This window comes from Mesobacillus maritimus (assembly GCF_044803185.1).
Classification (GTDB): domain Bacteria; phylum Bacillota; class Bacilli; order Bacillales; family Cytobacillaceae; genus Mesobacillus_B; species Mesobacillus_B maritimus_B.
The window spans coordinates 552,992-569,840 of the sequence record NZ_CP085225.1; the positions used below are offsets into that span (position 1 = coordinate 552,992).

Genomic DNA, 16,849 nt, shown 5'->3' on the forward strand with positions numbered 1-16,849 from the left:
TGTTTATCGGAAGGCAAAGATTCATAGAAAAGAGAGAAAGCTTTTCAGATGATTGGCATATGATTGAGAGGGAAAAGCATGTTAGAGGGAATTAGAGTCATTGACTTTACAAACTATCTTCCCGGACCTTATGCAACATTAAGAATGGCCGATATGGGGGCGGAGATTATTAAAATTGAACCGCCAACAGGAGATCCTGCTAGAAGTACAGGAGTTTCTCCAAATGGGGAAATAGGGCCAGTTTTTCTTGCTCAAAATCGCGGGAAGAAGAGCATTTCACTTAATTTAAAAACGGAACAAGGTAGAAATACGGCGTTACAGCTAATTTCCAATGCAGATGCAGTGATTGAAAGCTTCCGTCCTAAAGTGATGGAGAAATTTGGGCTAGGTTATGATGAGGTAAAAAAAATTAACCCAAGGGTCGTCTATGTTTCGATAACAGGGTACGGAATGGAAGAGCCGATGGCAGAGTTGGGAAGTCATGATTTGAATTATATGGCTTTAAGTGGCATCCTTGCTCAACTGAAGGATCGAGAGGGTCGACCTATTCACCCATCGAATACGTTTGCTGACTTTATTGGCGGGATGGCTGCAGCTGAACGGATCCTTGCTGGGCTCGTTTCTCGTTCCAAAACGGGGGAAGGCAGCTATCATTGCCTTTCTCTAACAGATACGATGGTGTCATTTATGACCAACCATGTTTTGATTGAACAAAAAACAGGCTATTCACAGGGAGTAGCTGTTTTAAATGGCACGATTGTCTCCTATGGCTTATACGAAACGAAGGATGGAAGGTACGTAAGCATGGGAGCGCTAGAACCGAAGTTTTGGCATCACTTTTGCCATGCAGTTGGACGTGAGGATTGGGTGGTAGCTCATTTTTCAAAAACCATTCCACAAAACCCGGTATATCTAGAACTACAGGAATTATTTAAAAGTAAAACTCTAGCAGAATGGACAGAGTTTGGCCAACGGTTCGATTGTTGTTTAGCCCCAGTTTTAGAAGCGGGGGAATTAGCTGAATATCCTTACTTCCGTGAGCGCGGGATTATTTACGATTCTCCATTGGGAGAAAGACAAGTGAAGATGCATAGCGATTTAGAAGGGGATTCACAAGCGTTACCCCCAGCAGTAGGGGAGCATAACTTTGAAGTTATCAAAGATTAATAGTCTTAATAATGAGTTGAATACGAAAGGAGTATGAATGCCAATGATGAATGTTCCATTGACGGTAGGGTCACTTTTAGAGAGAGCGGAGAAATTTTTCCCCAAAAAGATGGTTGTTTCAAGAACACTTTCTGGAATTCACCGGTTCACTTATAAGGAAATCGGTGAACGAACTCGTAGACTTGCAAGCGCCCTAGAGAAGCTAGGGGTCGAGCAGGGAGATAAGGTAGGTACATTCGCATGGAATCATCACCGACATTTAGAGGCCTATTTCGCAGCACCAGGGATGGGAGCTGTATTGCATACAATCAATATTCGCTTATCACCTGAACATATCTCTTATATTATCAATAACGCCGAAGATAAAGTTTTAATGATTGATGAAGACTTGTTACCTCTGGTAGAGAGGGTAAATGAAAAGTTTAAATCGGTAAAAGCCTATATCATCATGACTGATAAAGATGAATTACCAGAAACGACCCTTTCACCTGTATACTCCTATGAGGAATTAGTAAAAGAAGGAGATCCGGGTTTTGAGTTTGTAAAGGATATTGATGAAAATGCTCCAGCTGGAATGTGCTACACATCTGCAACGACTGGAAATCCAAAGGGCGTTATCTATTCGCACCGCGGTATTGTTCTCCATAGTTATACTATGGGGTTAGCAGATACGGTTGGGCTTTCGGAAAGTGATGTTTGTTTGGCTGTCGTCCCAATGTTTCATGTAAATGCCTGGGGTCTACCATTTGCTGCAGCATGGTTTGGGTCCACTCAGGTTATGCCAGGGCCACAGTTCACCCCAAAATTGTTAACCGAACTGATTGAGCAAGAGAAAGTTACCTTGACAGCAGGTGTTCCAACAATTTGGCTCGGTGTACTGAATGAGCTTGAAAACGGAAACTACGATACTTCATCTTTACGAGCAGTCGTTTGTGGTGGGTCAGCAGCACCGCGTGGAATGATTAAAACATTTGAAACCAAATACAATATTCCGTTCCTACATGCATATGGGATGACAGAAACAGCACCGCTCGTTACGGTTTCTAGGTTAAAAAGCTATCAGGAAAATCTTGATATTGAGGAAAAACTTGATATCCGCTCGAAACAAGGGCTACTCGTACCAGGGCTTGAGATGAAGGTCATTAGTGCGGATGGCGAAGTAGAGTGGAACGGGCAAGAAATGGGTGAATTATTAATCCGTGGTCCATGGATTGCTGATGAGTACTACCGTGATGAACGCACGAAAGATGCATTCCGTGATGGCTGGCTTTATACTGGCGATGTTGCAACCGTTGATGAAGAAGGGGTTATTAAGCTTGTTGATCGGACAAAGGATTTAATTAAAAGTGGTGGAGAATGGATTTCATCTGTTGACCTTGAAAATGCCTTGATGGCCCATGAAGCTGTGTTTGAAGCCAGTGTGATCTCTGTTCCACATCCACAATGGCAAGAACGACCACTTGCTTGTGTCGTGTTAAAAGCTCCTTATAAGGACAAAGTCGAGAAACAGGAAATTCTAGACTTTATTGCACCACAGTTTGCAAAATGGTGGCTCCCGGATGACGTTATTTTTATGGATGAAATTCCAAAAACATCAGTCGGAAAGTTTTTAAAGCGCGCCCTTCGTGACCAGTTAAAAGATCATCTTGTTAAAAATTCGTAGTACCTTATTGCTTTTCACAGGGTTGATTGGAGCGGAAATCAACAGCCACGTTTAGCAGAGACTTAAAAAACTAGTGAGGTGAATGGGAATGGTATTAAAGCAATTGAATGAAACAAGAGATGAAGTGTTAGCTAGCATTAATGGTTTATCCGATGATGAATTAAATAAGGCACCTGACACAGATAGTTGGAGTATCGCTCAGGTATTACATCATTTACAACAAATCGAATCGTACTTTTTATCTCTAATAGATGCAGCCCTGCAAAGTCCAAGTGAGGAAGTAAAGGAAAAGAACCTTTCTTACGTGACCGACCGTTCCCATAAGGCAAAATCTCCAATTGAGCCATCTTCGGAATTTAAAACGAAAGAGGAGCTTACTTCTAGGTTGAATCATTCTAGGGAAAAAGTAGTTGCTTTGTTAGGGAATACAAATCCTGATATACTTGCAGAAAAGCCTCTGTCACATCCGGTTTTTGGAAAGCTGAGTGTGAAACAGACATTGGAATTTATTGCTAATCATGAAAAACGTCACCTTGAGCAAATTGAAGAGATTAAGAAGACCTTATTAGTAAGATAACTAAAAGGAGGTGCCTTCAGGGGTACCTCTTCATTTTTAGAATGGAGGAGATGAAAAAATGAAAACACTTAATGAATGGTTCCTACATGGAATGACACAAAATGAATACATAGCGAGCATGCAAAGAAATAAAGAAGAAATGCTTGGTGTATATAATGAATTTCACTTGGAGGATTCGTACAAGGCTTTGCTTCAGGAATTTCAACCATCGGGACTACGAGCTCTAATTTTAACAGCTGATTGGTGCGGAGATGCAATGGTGAACCTTCCAATCTTCATGAGAATAGCAAATGAAGCATTAATCGAGCCAAGATACTTTGTTCGCGATGAAAATTTAGATTTAATGGACAGGTATCTCACAAATGGTAAATCACGCTCCATACCAATTATTGTTCTCATTGATAAAGAAGGAAACGAAGTTGTAAAATGGGGTCCTCGTGCTCCAGAAGCCCAAAGGTTAGCGGATGAGTTATTTGGTTCATTGCCACCAAAAGGCACACCAGAATTTGAAGAAGCTTTTAAAAAAGCAATTCCAGACTTCCAGCAAAATCTAACAAAAAACAGAGAGCTATGGTCAGCAATTGCAAGAGACCTCATTCATACGATAAAAGAAGCACAATCTGTCCGTTAAAAGGCAGATTGTTTTTTTTGTAAGGCTCTTTTCTCACACTTTGTTGCTTTTGGATACAAAATAGGATGGATAAGGCTTTGTTTCTCTAATAAATAGCATTTTAATTATGAGAAAAGAGCTACAAACTTACTATAACGTACAAAATAGCTTATCTTGCGTTAAAATCGGCTTTAGGTAGTAAAAATCGGTTTTATGATTTTTACAATTTTAACAACAATCTTTACGAAAACAGCCTTTTATAAAAAGACTTCTCCATTTTCACAAAAATGATAATTTTTTTGCGGATTGATAGTATAATACATTTTATACCATACCTTTCGTTAAACGAAATAATTATATCCAAAACAACTGATGTTTATGCTGGAGGTTCACAATCATGAAAGTGCTATCTTTATTAAAACAATACCGCTTTCCCATGATAATCGCTATTTTGCTTATGCTTGTTGAGCTTGGAGTAGAGCTTTGGCAACCACTGCTAATGGCGCAAATTATTGATGATGGAATTGTGCAAAATGACTTGCAAACTGTGCTAGAAATTGGTGGGTTGATGCTTGGACTCTCGTTGCTAGCTTTTGGGGCGGGAATTGCAAATTCATTTTTTGCGGCCTATGCAAGCCAGAACTTCGGCTTTGATATTCGAAAAAGTCTCTTTGAAAAAGTCCAGGCCTTTTCGTTTTCGAACTTTAATCATTATCCTACTTCCTCATTAATTACCAGGATGACCAACGATGTAAACCAGCTCCAAATGACATTGTTTATGTGTTTAAGGATTGCGTTGCGTGCCCCTTTACTAGTCATCGGTGGGATTGTTTTGGCATTAACCGTAAATATAAAGCTTGCGCTCGGTTTTATTTTGGTGATCCCTCCACTGTTATTTTTTTTAATTTGGATTATGAAGAAATCGACAAAATTGTTTAAAATCGTTCAGGGAAAATTGGACCGTGTAAATATGGTCATGCGCGAAAATCTCACCGGTATTAGACTGATCCGTGCCTTTTCAAGAGGAGAGCATGAATCAAAAAGGTTTAAACAATCCAATCAAGACTTAAGGGAACGGACAGTCTTTGCCTTGAGGGTGACGGAAACAGCGATTCCAGTTTTATTATTTTTTATGAATCTGACAGTCCTTGCTGTCCTTTGGTTCGGAAATATAGATATACAGAATGGAAATGTTACCGTCGGGGAAGTGGTTGCTGTAGTGAATTACACAGCAAGGATTACCCAAGCATTTTCGATGTTTTCATGGATTATCATGGTGTTTTCCCGAGCTATGGCTTCTACTGATAGGATTGAGGAAGTACTCGTAACTGAGTCAGACCTACCAGACGGGAACAACAAACTGGAAACAGCCGATCTTGCCGGTGGAAAAATTGAGTTTAAACATGTTTCTTTTCGCTATCCAGGTACCAAAACCGACGTTTTAAGGGATATCAACTTTTGTGCGAACCCAGGTGAGACAGTCGCATTGTTAGGAGCAACTGGTTCTGGTAAGTCCTCTCTATTTCAATTGATTCCAAGATTGTACGATTCAACCAAAGGTAAGATTGAAATTGACGGTGTAGACGTTAGTACTCTTGAGTTTGATCACTTACGCAAACAAATTGGCTATGTACCTCAGGAGGCGTTACTTTTTACAGGGACAATTAAAGAGAACCTTGCTTGGGGTAAAGAAGATGCCACTTATGATGAAATGATGAAAGCGACCAAGGATGCTCAAATTCTTGAAACGATTGAAACACTTCCTCAAAAATATGAAACCATGCTTGGACAAAAGGGAGTGAATCTATCAGGTGGCCAAAAGCAGCGTTTATCAATTGCACGAGCGCTGATAAAAATGCCCCGAATCTTACTTTTAGATGATAGTACCAGTGCCCTAGATTTAAAAACGGAAGCAAAATTACTCGAGGCCATAAAGCCTTATAAATGTACTACATTGATTATTACTCAGAAGATTAGCACTGCAAAAGAAGCGGACTCCATTCTCCTTCTTGAGGATGGGGAAATCATTGCAGCTGGTAATCATGACGATTTACTAAAAGAATCCAAGCTTTATCAAGATATCTATCAGTCCCAACTAGGTTTAGCAGAATCAAGCTGAAGGATTAAGCTGAAATAAGAGAGGTGAGTTGGTGTGAAACAGCAGAAAGAAACATCTAATGAGGTAGATAGGGGAAGTGTTACGAAAACAGTAAGAAGAATCTGGAGATACCTCGCCGTTCACAAAAAACTTTTGAATGCCGTTCTAATTATGGTTGTATTGAGCTCTGCTCTAGCCTTACTTGGCCCCTTTATTATTGGTAGAACAATCGATACCCATCTTTCTACCCAAGATGCCAGCGGTTTAGGCATCGTTTTAGCTGGTCTCGCTTTAGTTTATCTAATGCATTCACTTTCACTTTGGTTGCAAAATTACTGGATGATTGGGATTGCCCAAGAAACTGTTTTTTCAATGAGAACTCAGCTGTTTTCAAAGCTCCATAAACTCCCGATTCGTTTTTTTGATAAGCGGCAATCTGGAGAGTTGATGAGTAGAGTCACGAATGACATCGAAAATGTCAGTACAACTTTGAACAGTTCGGTCATACAAATCTTTGCTAGTGTACTCACCCTGATCGGGACACTTGCCGTAATGCTGTGGCTGAGTCCTTTGTTAACACTAGTGACGATGACCATTGTACCGTTAATGTTTCTCGGAATGAAATGGATTACAAACCGGACAGGAAGATTATATAAAGAGCAGCAAAAACACTTAGGTGAACTGAATGGCTTTATCGAGGAAAGCATTTCAGGGCAAAGGATTATTAAAGCCTTCTCCCAGGAGCAGAAAGTCATTTCAGAATTGCTTGTTAAAAGTGAAAATGTAAAAAAAGCTGGATATTGGGCACAGGTTTATGCAGGTTTTATCCCTAAGCTAATGAATGTACTCAATAATTTGAGTTTTACATTTGTTGCAGCCGTTGGTGGTTTTTTTGCTCTAAGAGGGATGGTCACAATTGGTACCATTGTCATTTTTACCGAATATGCAAGACAGTTCACACGACCGCTAAATGATCTCTCCAATCAGTTTAACACCTTGCTTTCGGCTGTTGCCGGCGCTGATCGTGTATTTGACATTATTGATGAACATGAGGAAACCTCTGATGAAAAACATTCAATGGCTATTTCTACCCTTAAAGGAAAAGTGGAATTTCGTAATGTTTCGTTTGCCTACGAGCAGGATGGAGACACTGTACGTGATTTAACTTTCATAGCTAAACCAGGGGAAAGTGTCGCACTTGTCGGTCCTACGGGTGCAGGGAAGTCGACGATTATTAATTTGATTACTAGGTTTTATGAACCAGTTAGCGGTAAAATTCTCTTTGATGACCAAGACAGTATAAAGATACAAAGAGAGAGCCTAAGGAATCATATGGCGTTCGTGCTACAGGATTCGTTTTTATTCCAAGGGACAATCCGTGAAAATATCCGGTATGGACGGCTCGATGCAACGGATGAGGAAGTGGAGAAGGCAGCGATTGCGGCGAATGCCTATTCTTTTATAAAGAGAATGCCTAAAGGGTTTGATACGGAGCTCAGCCAGGATGGTTCTGGCATTTCCCAAGGTCAAAAACAGCTATTGTCGATCGCACGAGCCATTCTTGCAGATCCATCTATTTTAATATTGGATGAAGCAACGAGTAGTATCGATACAATTACTGAAATAAAAATTCAAGAAGCTTTAAAGCTGCTAATGAAAGGAAGAACTTCCTTCATTATTGCCCATCGCTTGAATACAATTCAACAGGCTGACCAAATTCTTGTGGTCGATAGCGGACAGATTATTGAACAAGGTTCACATGATGAATTACTTAAGAAACGGGGATTCTATCACAGCCTTTATCAAAACCAGCTTAGGAAGGATCATGCTAGAGCACTATAAAGTATTTGACACTTGGAAAAATCTATAATACAATCAGTTTTAATTGAATTATCGAATAATATGAATATATATAATACTCTTATCGAGAGCGGCGGAGGGACATGGCCCGATGAAGCCCGGCAACCATCAAGGAAATTCCTTGAAAAGGTGCTAATTCCTGCAGGCAGTTTTTCTGCCTGAAAGATAAGGGGAGGGCGGGATCCTCTTCTTATGAAGAGGGTCCTGTTTTTTTTACAATTTTAATTGTCTATGCTAGTGGGCGCATTTTCGCTTTTTTTAATTCCTCACTGAAACGAATGAAAGGGATGTGACATAAATGTCTTCAATAAGAGTAGCTATTTTGGGGTTTGGTACAGTGGGGGAAGGGGTCTATAAAACCATTAACTCTCACAAAGAGAAATTATCAAAAGTTCTTGGGAAAAGAGTAGAAGTTGCGGCAGTTTTGGTGAAAAGTAAAAATAAAAACCGTGAAATAGATAATAGAGTCCTTGTTACCGATGATTTTGAGGAAATTCTTAATTTAGAGAAACTTGATGTTGTTGTTGAGGCAATTGTGGGCCAAGAACCAGCTCTTACATATTTACAAAAGGCAATCCAAAAAGAATGCCATATTATTACGGCTAATAAAGAGATGTTTGCTGTACACGGAAGTGAGTTACAAAAACTTGCTAAGGAGAACGGCGTATCTGTTGGTTTTGAAGCTACAGTAGCAGGGGGAGTACCAGTTATCCAAACACTGCAGCAGCTACTAAATATTAATCAGATCAAAAAAATTGAAGGAATCTTAAATGGGACTTCCAATTATATTCTTAGTGAAATGAGAACGAATGATTTATCCTTTTCTGCAGCTCTTCAGGCAGCACAGGAAAAGGGGTATGCTGAAGCAGACCCAACAAACGATGTAGAAGGGTACGATGCTTTTTATAAATTAATGATTTTAAGTGAGATAGCTTTCGGAGGCAAACCTGAGTGGGCAATGGTACCTCGGGAAGGGATTACTGGGATCACTGAGGAACAAATAAAAGGGGCCGAGAAGCTAGGGCTGCGCTTTAAACTGATTGCCTCTATTCAGTTAGTTAACGGTACTATTATAGGATCTGTCCGCCCTACACTGGTTACCGAAACGCATCCTCTTTTTAATATCGAAGGTGTTGAGAATTCTGTCTCTATTGAAGGGGATATTGTAGGTCGGATAACGTTACAAGGGCCTGGGGCTGGCATGTTGCCTACTGCTAGTGCAGTGATAGAGGATTTAATTCATGTTGTTCGAGGAAATCAGAATACCGTTACGCTCTGTCCTCTATCAAATGGGGAGGATGAGCGCGCAGAAGATAAAGGTAACCAAAACTGGTTAATGATTCATCCAGGCGAAGCACAGTTAACAAGTGTACCTGTCTCAGTTGTTACCCAGACAGATAATCACGTATATCTAAAGGCTGATGAACCAACAATTTCAACGCTGCGGAAACGAAATCATCAGGCGAGCTTTTTTGAAGTATTAGGTGAATTTCAGTTAAAAAAATCTGTATAAGGAACATGAAACTGTCGGGGAAACCTGGCAGTTTTTTTGTGTTCTCTAACCAAAAGGTGGACTAAGGTTATAAGTTGATCGTTTGTAGATATAGGGGAGATTTGTGTAGATAGAACTCTTAATGATGTGGATAGACTACTAAATTGTTTAGATAGAACGCTGTAGTTTGTAGTTAGAATCCTATATTTTGTAGATAGACGCTAAATTTGTGTAGATAGAACTCTAGATTATGTAGATAGACTACAAAATAATGTAGATAGAATGCTGTAGTTTGTTGATAGAACCTAAAGCAAAAACTGAAAAAACCAAATTAGTTACCTAAGTAACTAATTTATGTTATAATATAACATGTTGCATAAAAAAACAGATGTCTAAGGTGGTTCTATGTTAAATAATACTCATACTTTATTTCATGGTGTTCATCAGCTCTCAAGAGAGCTATCTAAGCAATTGAATGAGGTACTTGAACCTTTTGGTTTGTATAATGCTCAATGGGCTGTGCTATTTGTACTGAAGCAACAAGGAACGTTGACACAAAAAGAGCTTTGTCAATATCTCGCTGTAGAAGCACCACCAATGACAAGGACAATTCAGAGGCTACTAAAGCAGGAGTATATTGAACAGCACTCTGGACAGGACAGACGGAAAAAATATATTCAATTATCTAAGAAAGCATTAAAAGAATATCCGAAGTGGGAAGAGGCAGTTAATAAAGCCAATCAAGCGTTATTAACCTCGTTCCCGAAAGATTCTCAAGAAGAACTGCAAAGTTTAATCACTGAATGGCTTGGCTACATCAAGCAAAGTGAACATTAAACTTCAAAGAAATCACTAAAGGGGAGATATATGCTTCATGCAAAGTCATCAACCAAAACTTTGGACCAAAAATTTTATGAGTGTTTCAATCAGTAATTTCTTTTTATTTATGACGTTCTATTTTTTACTTGTGACCATGCCGGTATATGTTTTAAATGAAATGGATGGAAAAGAATCGGAAGCAGGTCTTGTGACAACGGTTTTCTTATTATCCGCCATTATCATTCGTCCGATTGCAGGTCGTTGGATAGAAAAAATTGGCGCAAGAATGATTCTGCTAGTGTCCTTACTGATTTTTTCAGGAGTTACCCTTGTTTATTTTAATGTAGATACGATTTGGGCGTTAATGGTGACGAGATTTATCCACGGAATCGGTTTCGGAATGGCGACAACAGCAACTGGTTCAATTGTTGCGGCAATTATACCTGATTCGCGAAGGGGAGAAGGAATGGGGTACTTTGTTTTATCCTCAAACCTTGCGATGGTTGCTGGACCCTTTCTAGGCTTAACCGCCATGCAACAGTGGGGAGTATCGACCATGCTCTTAATGGGTGTTCTTTCGGCATTCATCGGGTTAATGGCAGGTTTATTTATTAGCGTTCCGAAAAAACAAGTCAAAACCAACAAAGAAGTTCATGTAAAGGGGTCATTTCGTTTTAAGGAGCTTTTTGAATTTAGTGCGATTCCAATTGCTGTTACTGGAGCCTTTTTTGCTATCGTCTATTCGTCCATTCTTTCATTTGTATCGATTTATGCAGTTGAGATTGGAGTTGGTCATGTTGCTAGTTACTTCTTTGTCGTGTATGCGGTTGTCTTGCTCATTTCTAGACCATACACGGGTAAATGGTATGATTTGCTTGGTGCCAATGCGATTGTCTATCCAGCCATCATTCTGTTCGCCGTTGGAATGTTTATTTTAGGAATTGCAGACTCAGCCATACTATTCTTAGTTGCAGCTGCATTTGCCGGTTTGGGGTGGGGAACCTTATTCCCGAGCTTCCAAACAATAGCGATTACGGTAGCTCAACCTAAACGTAGACCAGTAGCCACTGCAACCTTCTTGTCAATCTATGATATCGGAATTGGTTTAGGGTCATTTCTAGTTGGTTTAGCTGCGGCAAGAGTTAGCTTAGGAACTTTATATATGTTCAGCTCGATATATATTTTAATTGGTGTTGTACTTTATTATCTTATTCAAGGACGTCGTTTTAGTGAAGAAAGACAGAAACAGAAACAAGTTGTTGACATTTAAGTTGGAATTTTATATAATTAGGGTTCAGCTTCACTAATTGGAAGAAATATGGCAATAAACTTATGGCATTCTGCTTATAACTTTTATATTGTAAAACTTATTCACACTGGATCGGCTTCGGAGCCGTAAGGATGTAAGAGAGGTAGGGCTTACGTCGTTTAGGTTAAAGATCATCAAGTGGAATATAATGTACCGCGGCGGTTTATTATAAAGAGTCACATATACATCTTGTGAAGTTGCAAGTTACTATATCTAAAAGCGAACTGCATTGGTAGTTCGCTTTTTCTAATGGTTGAGACGTTATATAGTTTTGGGTTGTGGATAAGTTTATAAAATTTATGTACCATTTTCTTGAAAACTCCAATCTTAGGCCCACCGCTGAGGTTGTCCTCAATAGCAAAACTCGCCTAAATAGTTATACACAATTAAAAACCCTAGTTATCAAGTACTCCACAGACTTATTCACATTGTCCACAAGGAAACGTATGATTATCCACAGAAATTCATCCACACCTCAGTCTTTTGACCTAAGCGCATTTACATACAGTTATTAACATTATCCACAAAGTTGTGGGTAAATGTGGATAAACAGCAGAAAATACTATTATGAACACTTTGTGAAAACTATTGTCTTTGTAGGGGAAATGACGTATATTTAGTACATGAAAGTTAGTGAAATGATTCACAAACTTCCACCCTTTCCCAATTAATAATAGAAAAACCCCTACCCCCTTACTAAAAGCAGGATCAAAAGATCCTGCTTTAGGTTTGTTCATTTTAACGCTGTCGTCCTTTAACTCGAGCATCTGCAGCTTTTGAACGGGCCATTGCTTCGAGGTCTTCGTGGTCAGCGAGGTCTCGGTCGAACTCAACATCTAATCCATCAGATTTCATATTTTTAGGCACTTGAGGTAATTTTGCTGTGTTTTTATCTCGACTTCTTTGCCCACGTGAACGTCCCATTTTTGAAAACCCCTTTCAAATAATAGTAAAGAGCACGGAAATTCAAAACATTTCCGTGCTCTTAGCTTTTGCATTAAACTATGGGGTATAAGTGGTAATAAAAGTTTAGCTCGGTTCAGAATGAGCTAGTTAAAACGATCATGTAAAGTAAGCTTATTTATTGATCTCTTTTCTTATTTGCAAAACCTGCAGCCCTATCAGCGGCTCTAAATTCATGACTATAGGTTACTTCTTGCATGCTTGATAATGTATGTCTTCGTTTTTCTTTTCGCTTTTTATCTGCCATCCTTATCACCCTTCCTATGGTTTTCGTTTAACAGTATTTCCATTATTGGAAGGATTAAACAAGAATCATTTTTTATAAATTTCTTTAAGTGCTGGAAATAGATGTGGATATTGAAACGAAAATCCATGATGGAGTAATGCTTCAGGGAACACTCTTTGTCCCTCTAATATCAGTAAACTCATCTCTCCGAGGAGCAACTTAAGAGCGAAACCGGGCAAAGGGAGCCAATGAGGGCGATTCAATACAGTTGCTATTGTTTTGCCAAACTCCTGCATTTGTACAGGTTCAGGTGCGGTAAAATTAACTGGACCTCTTACGTCATTATTTTCGATAGCAAATACTATGCCTCTTACAATGTCTTGTATATGAATCCACGAAAGCCACTGCCTGCCATTGCCAATCGTTCCTCCAATGAATAAGCGATAAGGCAATCCCATCTGAGGCAGGGCTCCGGCATTGGAATCTAAAACAACACCGAAACGGCAATAAACCGTTCTAACTCCAAGATCTTCAATCTTTCTGACTGCAGATTCCCATTTTACAACTGTCTGCGCTAAAAAATCGGTACCAGGCTTTATGGAGCTTTCAGTAAAGGTTTCTTCCTCAGAAGTACCATAAAAGCCGACTGCACTTGCATTTATGAGTACCTTTGGTTTTACAGTAAGGGTGCGAATCAATCTGTATAGTTCTTCTACTACATGAAGGCGACTTTCAACAATTTGTTCTTTTCCTTTTTCTGTCCACCGGGTATTAATTGTAGAGCCGGCAAGGTTGATAAAAGCATCGACTTCTGTGAGTTCTTCAACTATTGAGGAGCTATCTTTATTAAGCCATGAGATGTAACGAGGACTCCCTGAAGATGAGTTGCTTTGTGTTTGTCTAGTAAGAATGATGACTTCATGACCATTTTTATGCAAATAATCAACAAGAGCCTTGCCGATGAGACCAGTACCGCCTGCAATTGCTATCTTCATTTCTCCACATCCCTTTTGAAATTGTCACTTAATCATACAGTACGCCTTCTGTACCCAAAATCCTTTCAACTTATGGTAAATTAATTTTAGAGGTGGATACAATGCCAGTCATAACAAAGATTAGTGTTCAAAAAAATAATAAAAATAGATATAGTATTTTTTCGGAAAGTGGTAAGGGGGAAGAATACGCTTTTAGCGTAGATGAAGACGTCCTCATTAAATACCAATTAACAAAAGGGATGGAACTTGACGATTTACCAGTAACAGAAATTCTTTATCAAGATGACATCCGTAAAGCTTATAATTTGGCCCTTCACTATTTAGCTCATCGAATGAGATCTGAAGGAGAGGTTAGAGAGTACTTAACCAAAAAGGAGGTAGCAACTCCTATTATTCAGGAAGCGATAAACCGTCTTTATAAATATAAGTTCTTGGATGATGATGAATTTGCAAAAGCATTTGTTCGAACTCAAATGAATACAACAGATAAAGGGCCAGAGGTTGTCAAAATAGGCCTCAAAGAAAAAGGGATTAATGAAAAAATAATGGATGATGCCATTCGGGAATATCCTTTTGAAAAGCAGGTAGAAAAAGCCGAACAGCTTGCTAGTAAATTTGTCATTAAAAATAGAAAAGATTCTTCACGGATACTAAAGCAAAAGCTTGAACAATTTCTTATTCGTAAGGGATATCCGTTTAGTGTTATCCAACTTGTGATGGAGGATAGCGTAACAGAAAAGGAAGTAGATGAGGAACTAACTGCTCTTCGTTTTCAAGGAGAAAAGCTCCAAAGGAAACACTCAAAATTGACTGGCTTTGAGTATAAACAGAAAATTAAGCAGGGTCTATATAATAAAGGATTTTCTATAGATCTTATTAATCGATATCTGGAAGGACTATCTGGGAGAGAAGAGGACTTCCTTGAATAGACGAGCTTTCCCTTTATTTATAATGGTAATTTCGCTATCATAGGACAGAGACAGGGAGTGAAACATGATGCCGGAAAAACGATATAGCCAATATACTGAACATGAATTGAAACAAGAAATTGCAACCCTTACTGAGAAGGCTCGAAAAGCAGAACAACTAGGTATGGTTAATGAATATGCTGTACTTGAGCGAAAGATGGCAATGGCCAAGGCTTACTTATTAAACCCTGAGAATTTTAAAGCTGGAGAAATTTATGAGGTTGAAGGCGATCCTGGTAGTTATTTTAAAATAAATTATATGAACGGTGTTTTTGCATGGGGACACCGAATCAATAGTCCAGAGAATGAAGAAGCTTTACCCATTAGCTTGCTAGGAAAAATCAGGCAAAACCAGGAATAACCTGATTTTACCCGATAAAAATGTTTAAAAATCTGGGGTATCGCTTTCTCTATTTGTAGAAGCACGCATTCTTTCTTGAGGATGGGTATTAATCGTGCCATCGGCTCTTCTTGATGCATATTCTGCTTTCGCACGAGGTTCTCCTTCGAAACGATTGTGATTCATATTAGGGAAATTCTTTGCTTTGTTTCGCATAACGGCCTCCTTGAGGGTTTTTCTACGTGCCGTTTAGCAACACGCTTTCATAGTATTTATCTTTTATGGTGCCTTTAGCCACGGATAAATTTGCAAGGAGGAAAATCAAATGAATGATTATCATGAAAGACTGGCGAACCTATTAGTAGAAAAAAATAAGCATATTAGCTTTCAAAAGGCTCTTACATGGGTGGAGCTTATGTGGGAGGATTTTGAAACGACTTCAGCAAAGGCTGGAAGAGAATATCTGGGGAATGAAATGACCGAAAAAGTGGTTCGCCAATGGATTCAACATTATGGAGATAGGCTGCATGAATTCGTTGCAAGAAATCCAAAGTACAAGCACTTTTTAGAGCGGGATGAAGAACTAAATTAATTAGAAAAGCGATGCTAAGGCAGCATCGCTTTTATTCTTCAATTCGGAATCACTTCAAGTTTTTTCTGGAGTTTTTCTTCACTATAAATCCAACCAGTATAAGAACTAAGTATCTCAAGATTGTTATCAAGTTTGACAACCGCTACGAATGGATAATGACCGTTACTACGGTACCTTAGATCAATAAACCGAACTTCATAATGATCGTCATATTCATCCATCTCCCAACGGTATACAGGTGAAAAAGACAAAAACGCAGCAAGATTATGGTCTTCCATTGCGGCTGTAAGCACCGCCGTCTCCGGAACGGGAACCCGATTAAATTGATCTAGTATGTTTACTGTTAACCCTTTAGCCCTTCCAACGAAAAATTGATGGTCATTCATGACGGCAATTCGCCATTCACTGTTCTTCATCGTGGGTGCAATAATCACCTCAGATGCATCTGGAATCATCTCGTTTACAATCTTTAGTAATTTTCGCTTTAATACAAACCGATGTATATAGTAGGCGACAATCACAGCGTACATTCCGAGGAATAGATACCCTGGTGAAGCTCCGAATACCCAGAAAATAATCGCAGCAACGTGTAAGATGAAAATAAAAGGATCGAAGGTATTGATAATCCCTAAAGCAAGCCACTTGCTGGAGAACGGTCTTAGTGCTTGGGTACCATAGGCATTGAAAATATCGACAAATACATGAAGAAAAACAGCTAATTGGGTCCACATCCATAAGTGAGCCAAGTTTACTTCTGGTTGAAATAAATAAATTGTACCTACAATTAACATTGGCCAGAGAATTACCGCAGGAATGGAATGAGTAATACCGCGATGATTTCTTATATAAACAGCATTATTTTTTAATTTTAGCACAGTATCAATATCTGGTATTTGTGAACCAACAATCGTTGCGATAATGACGCTTGTTGCAGTAACAGAACTCTCAGTCACTACAGGGTCAAGAGTAGCGATACCCCCAATAGCGACGCCCATTACAATATGTGTTCCTGTATCCAAGGAAAAACCCTCCTTTTCAGGAAATTATTATATAGATTTATTCCCTTGTAACGTTGCAATTTATAGTTTACGTTAATAGGGTTAAAAAAATTAGCGTTAGCACGTCCAGTTATTAGTATATTCCCAAAAAGTTTGAATGTTTAACATGTGG

General features: G+C 39.1%; 17 protein-coding genes and 1 riboswitch. Of the genes, 12 read left to right on the top strand and 5 right to left on the bottom strand.

Annotated elements, in window-relative coordinates; translation table 11 throughout:
- Nucleotides 1-78: 78 nt before the first annotated feature.
- The 9 genes from LG336_RS02685 to LG336_RS02725 all read left to right on the top strand — a co-directional run bounded on the left by LG336_RS02685 (nt 79) and on the right by LG336_RS02725 (nt 11,556).
- Complete coding sequence (locus LG336_RS02685) at nt 79-1,167, top strand: CaiB/BaiF CoA transferase family protein (RefSeq protein ID WP_404331039.1); 1,089 nt, start codon at nt 79-81, stop codon at nt 1,165-1,167.
- Nucleotides 1,168-1,210: 43 nt separating this feature from the next.
- Nucleotides 1,211-2,830 (top strand): long-chain fatty acid--CoA ligase, encoded by a 1,620-nt coding sequence (locus tag LG336_RS02690; protein WP_404331040.1) that lies wholly within the window; start codon nt 1,211-1,213, stop codon nt 2,828-2,830.
- An 88-nt stretch (nt 2,831-2,918) separates the two neighbouring features.
- Nucleotides 2,919-3,407 carry a DinB family protein gene (locus tag LG336_RS02695; protein ID WP_404331041.1) on the top strand — a complete coding sequence of 163 codons (489 nt, stop codon included), beginning with the start codon at nt 2,919-2,921 and terminating at the stop codon, nt 3,405-3,407.
- Nucleotides 3,408-3,465: 58 nt separating this feature from the next.
- Nucleotides 3,466-4,038 (top strand): thioredoxin family protein, encoded by a 573-nt coding sequence (locus LG336_RS02700; protein ID WP_404331042.1) that lies wholly within the window; start codon nt 3,466-3,468, stop codon nt 4,036-4,038.
- 373 nt (nt 4,039-4,411) lie between these two features.
- Entirely contained in the window at nt 4,412-6,136 is a 1,725-nt protein-coding gene (locus LG336_RS02705) for an ABC transporter ATP-binding protein (RefSeq protein ID WP_404333079.1), read from the top strand.
- 33 nt (nt 6,137-6,169) lie between these two features.
- Nucleotides 6,170-7,957 carry an ABC transporter ATP-binding protein gene (locus tag LG336_RS02710; protein WP_404331043.1) on the top strand — a complete coding sequence of 596 codons (1,788 nt, stop codon included), beginning with the start codon at nt 6,170-6,172 and terminating at the stop codon, nt 7,955-7,957.
- Nucleotides 7,958-8,033: 76 nt separating this feature from the next.
- Nucleotides 8,034-8,147, top strand: a riboswitch (SAM riboswitch).
- A gap of 126 nt (nt 8,148-8,273) precedes the next feature.
- Nucleotides 8,274-9,488: a homoserine dehydrogenase gene (locus LG336_RS02715; RefSeq protein ID WP_404331044.1), complete on the top strand. Its 1,215-nt coding sequence runs from the start codon at nt 8,274-8,276 to the stop codon at nt 9,486-9,488.
- 384 nt (nt 9,489-9,872) lie between these two features.
- Complete coding sequence (locus LG336_RS02720; protein ID WP_404331045.1) at nt 9,873-10,304, top strand: MarR family winged helix-turn-helix transcriptional regulator; 432 nt, start codon at nt 9,873-9,875, stop codon at nt 10,302-10,304.
- A 37-nt stretch (nt 10,305-10,341) separates the two neighbouring features.
- Nucleotides 10,342-11,556, top strand: a complete 1,215-nt coding sequence (locus tag LG336_RS02725; protein WP_404331046.1) for an MFS transporter — start codon at nt 10,342-10,344, stop codon at nt 11,554-11,556.
- Nucleotides 11,557-12,333: 777 nt separating this feature from the next.
- On the opposite strand, the gene LG336_RS02730 is transcribed toward LG336_RS02725, so the two are convergent.
- From LG336_RS02730 to LG336_RS02740, 3 genes are all read right to left on the bottom strand, one after another.
- Complete coding sequence (locus tag LG336_RS02730; RefSeq protein WP_404331047.1) at nt 12,334-12,519, bottom strand: YfhD family protein; 186 nt, start codon at nt 12,517-12,519, stop codon at nt 12,334-12,336.
- 157 nt (nt 12,520-12,676) lie between these two features.
- Complete coding sequence (locus tag LG336_RS02735) at nt 12,677-12,805, bottom strand: YfhE family protein (RefSeq protein WP_221874246.1); 129 nt, start codon at nt 12,803-12,805, stop codon at nt 12,677-12,679.
- Between the two features lie 65 nt (nt 12,806-12,870).
- Nucleotides 12,871-13,779 (bottom strand): TIGR01777 family oxidoreductase, encoded by a 909-nt coding sequence (locus tag LG336_RS02740; RefSeq protein WP_404331048.1) that lies wholly within the window; start codon nt 13,777-13,779, stop codon nt 12,871-12,873.
- Nucleotides 13,780-13,880: 101 nt separating this feature from the next.
- Here LG336_RS02740 and recX point away from each other — a divergent pair, with 101 nt between their 5' ends.
- Nucleotides 13,881-14,708, top strand: coding sequence for a recombination regulator RecX (gene recX / locus LG336_RS02745; RefSeq protein WP_404331049.1), 828 nt, complete (start codon nt 13,881-13,883; stop codon nt 14,706-14,708).
- Nucleotides 14,709-14,775: 67 nt separating this feature from the next.
- On the top strand, nt 14,776-15,108 hold the full coding sequence (locus tag LG336_RS02750) for a YfhH family protein (RefSeq protein ID WP_404333080.1): 333 nt from the start codon (nt 14,776-14,778) through the stop codon (nt 15,106-15,108).
- Nucleotides 15,109-15,132: 24 nt separating this feature from the next.
- On the opposite strand, the gene LG336_RS02755 is transcribed toward LG336_RS02750, so the two are convergent.
- The gene (locus tag LG336_RS02755) at nt 15,133-15,303 is read right to left on the bottom strand and encodes a small, acid-soluble spore protein K (protein WP_404331050.1); all 171 of its coding nucleotides are present in this window, start codon (nt 15,301-15,303) and stop codon (nt 15,133-15,135) included.
- Nucleotides 15,304-15,412: 109 nt separating this feature from the next.
- Here LG336_RS02755 and LG336_RS02760 point away from each other — a divergent pair, with 109 nt between their 5' ends.
- A complete protein-coding gene (locus LG336_RS02760; protein ID WP_404331051.1) occupies nt 15,413-15,679 on the top strand; it encodes a YfhJ family protein in 267 nt (88 codons plus the stop codon).
- 38 nt (nt 15,680-15,717) lie between these two features.
- Here LG336_RS02760 and LG336_RS02765 read toward each other — a convergent pair whose 3' ends face one another.
- Complete coding sequence (locus tag LG336_RS02765; protein ID WP_404331052.1) at nt 15,718-16,698, bottom strand: metal-dependent hydrolase; 981 nt, start codon at nt 16,696-16,698, stop codon at nt 15,718-15,720.
- Nucleotides 16,699-16,849 lie beyond the last annotated feature (151 nt).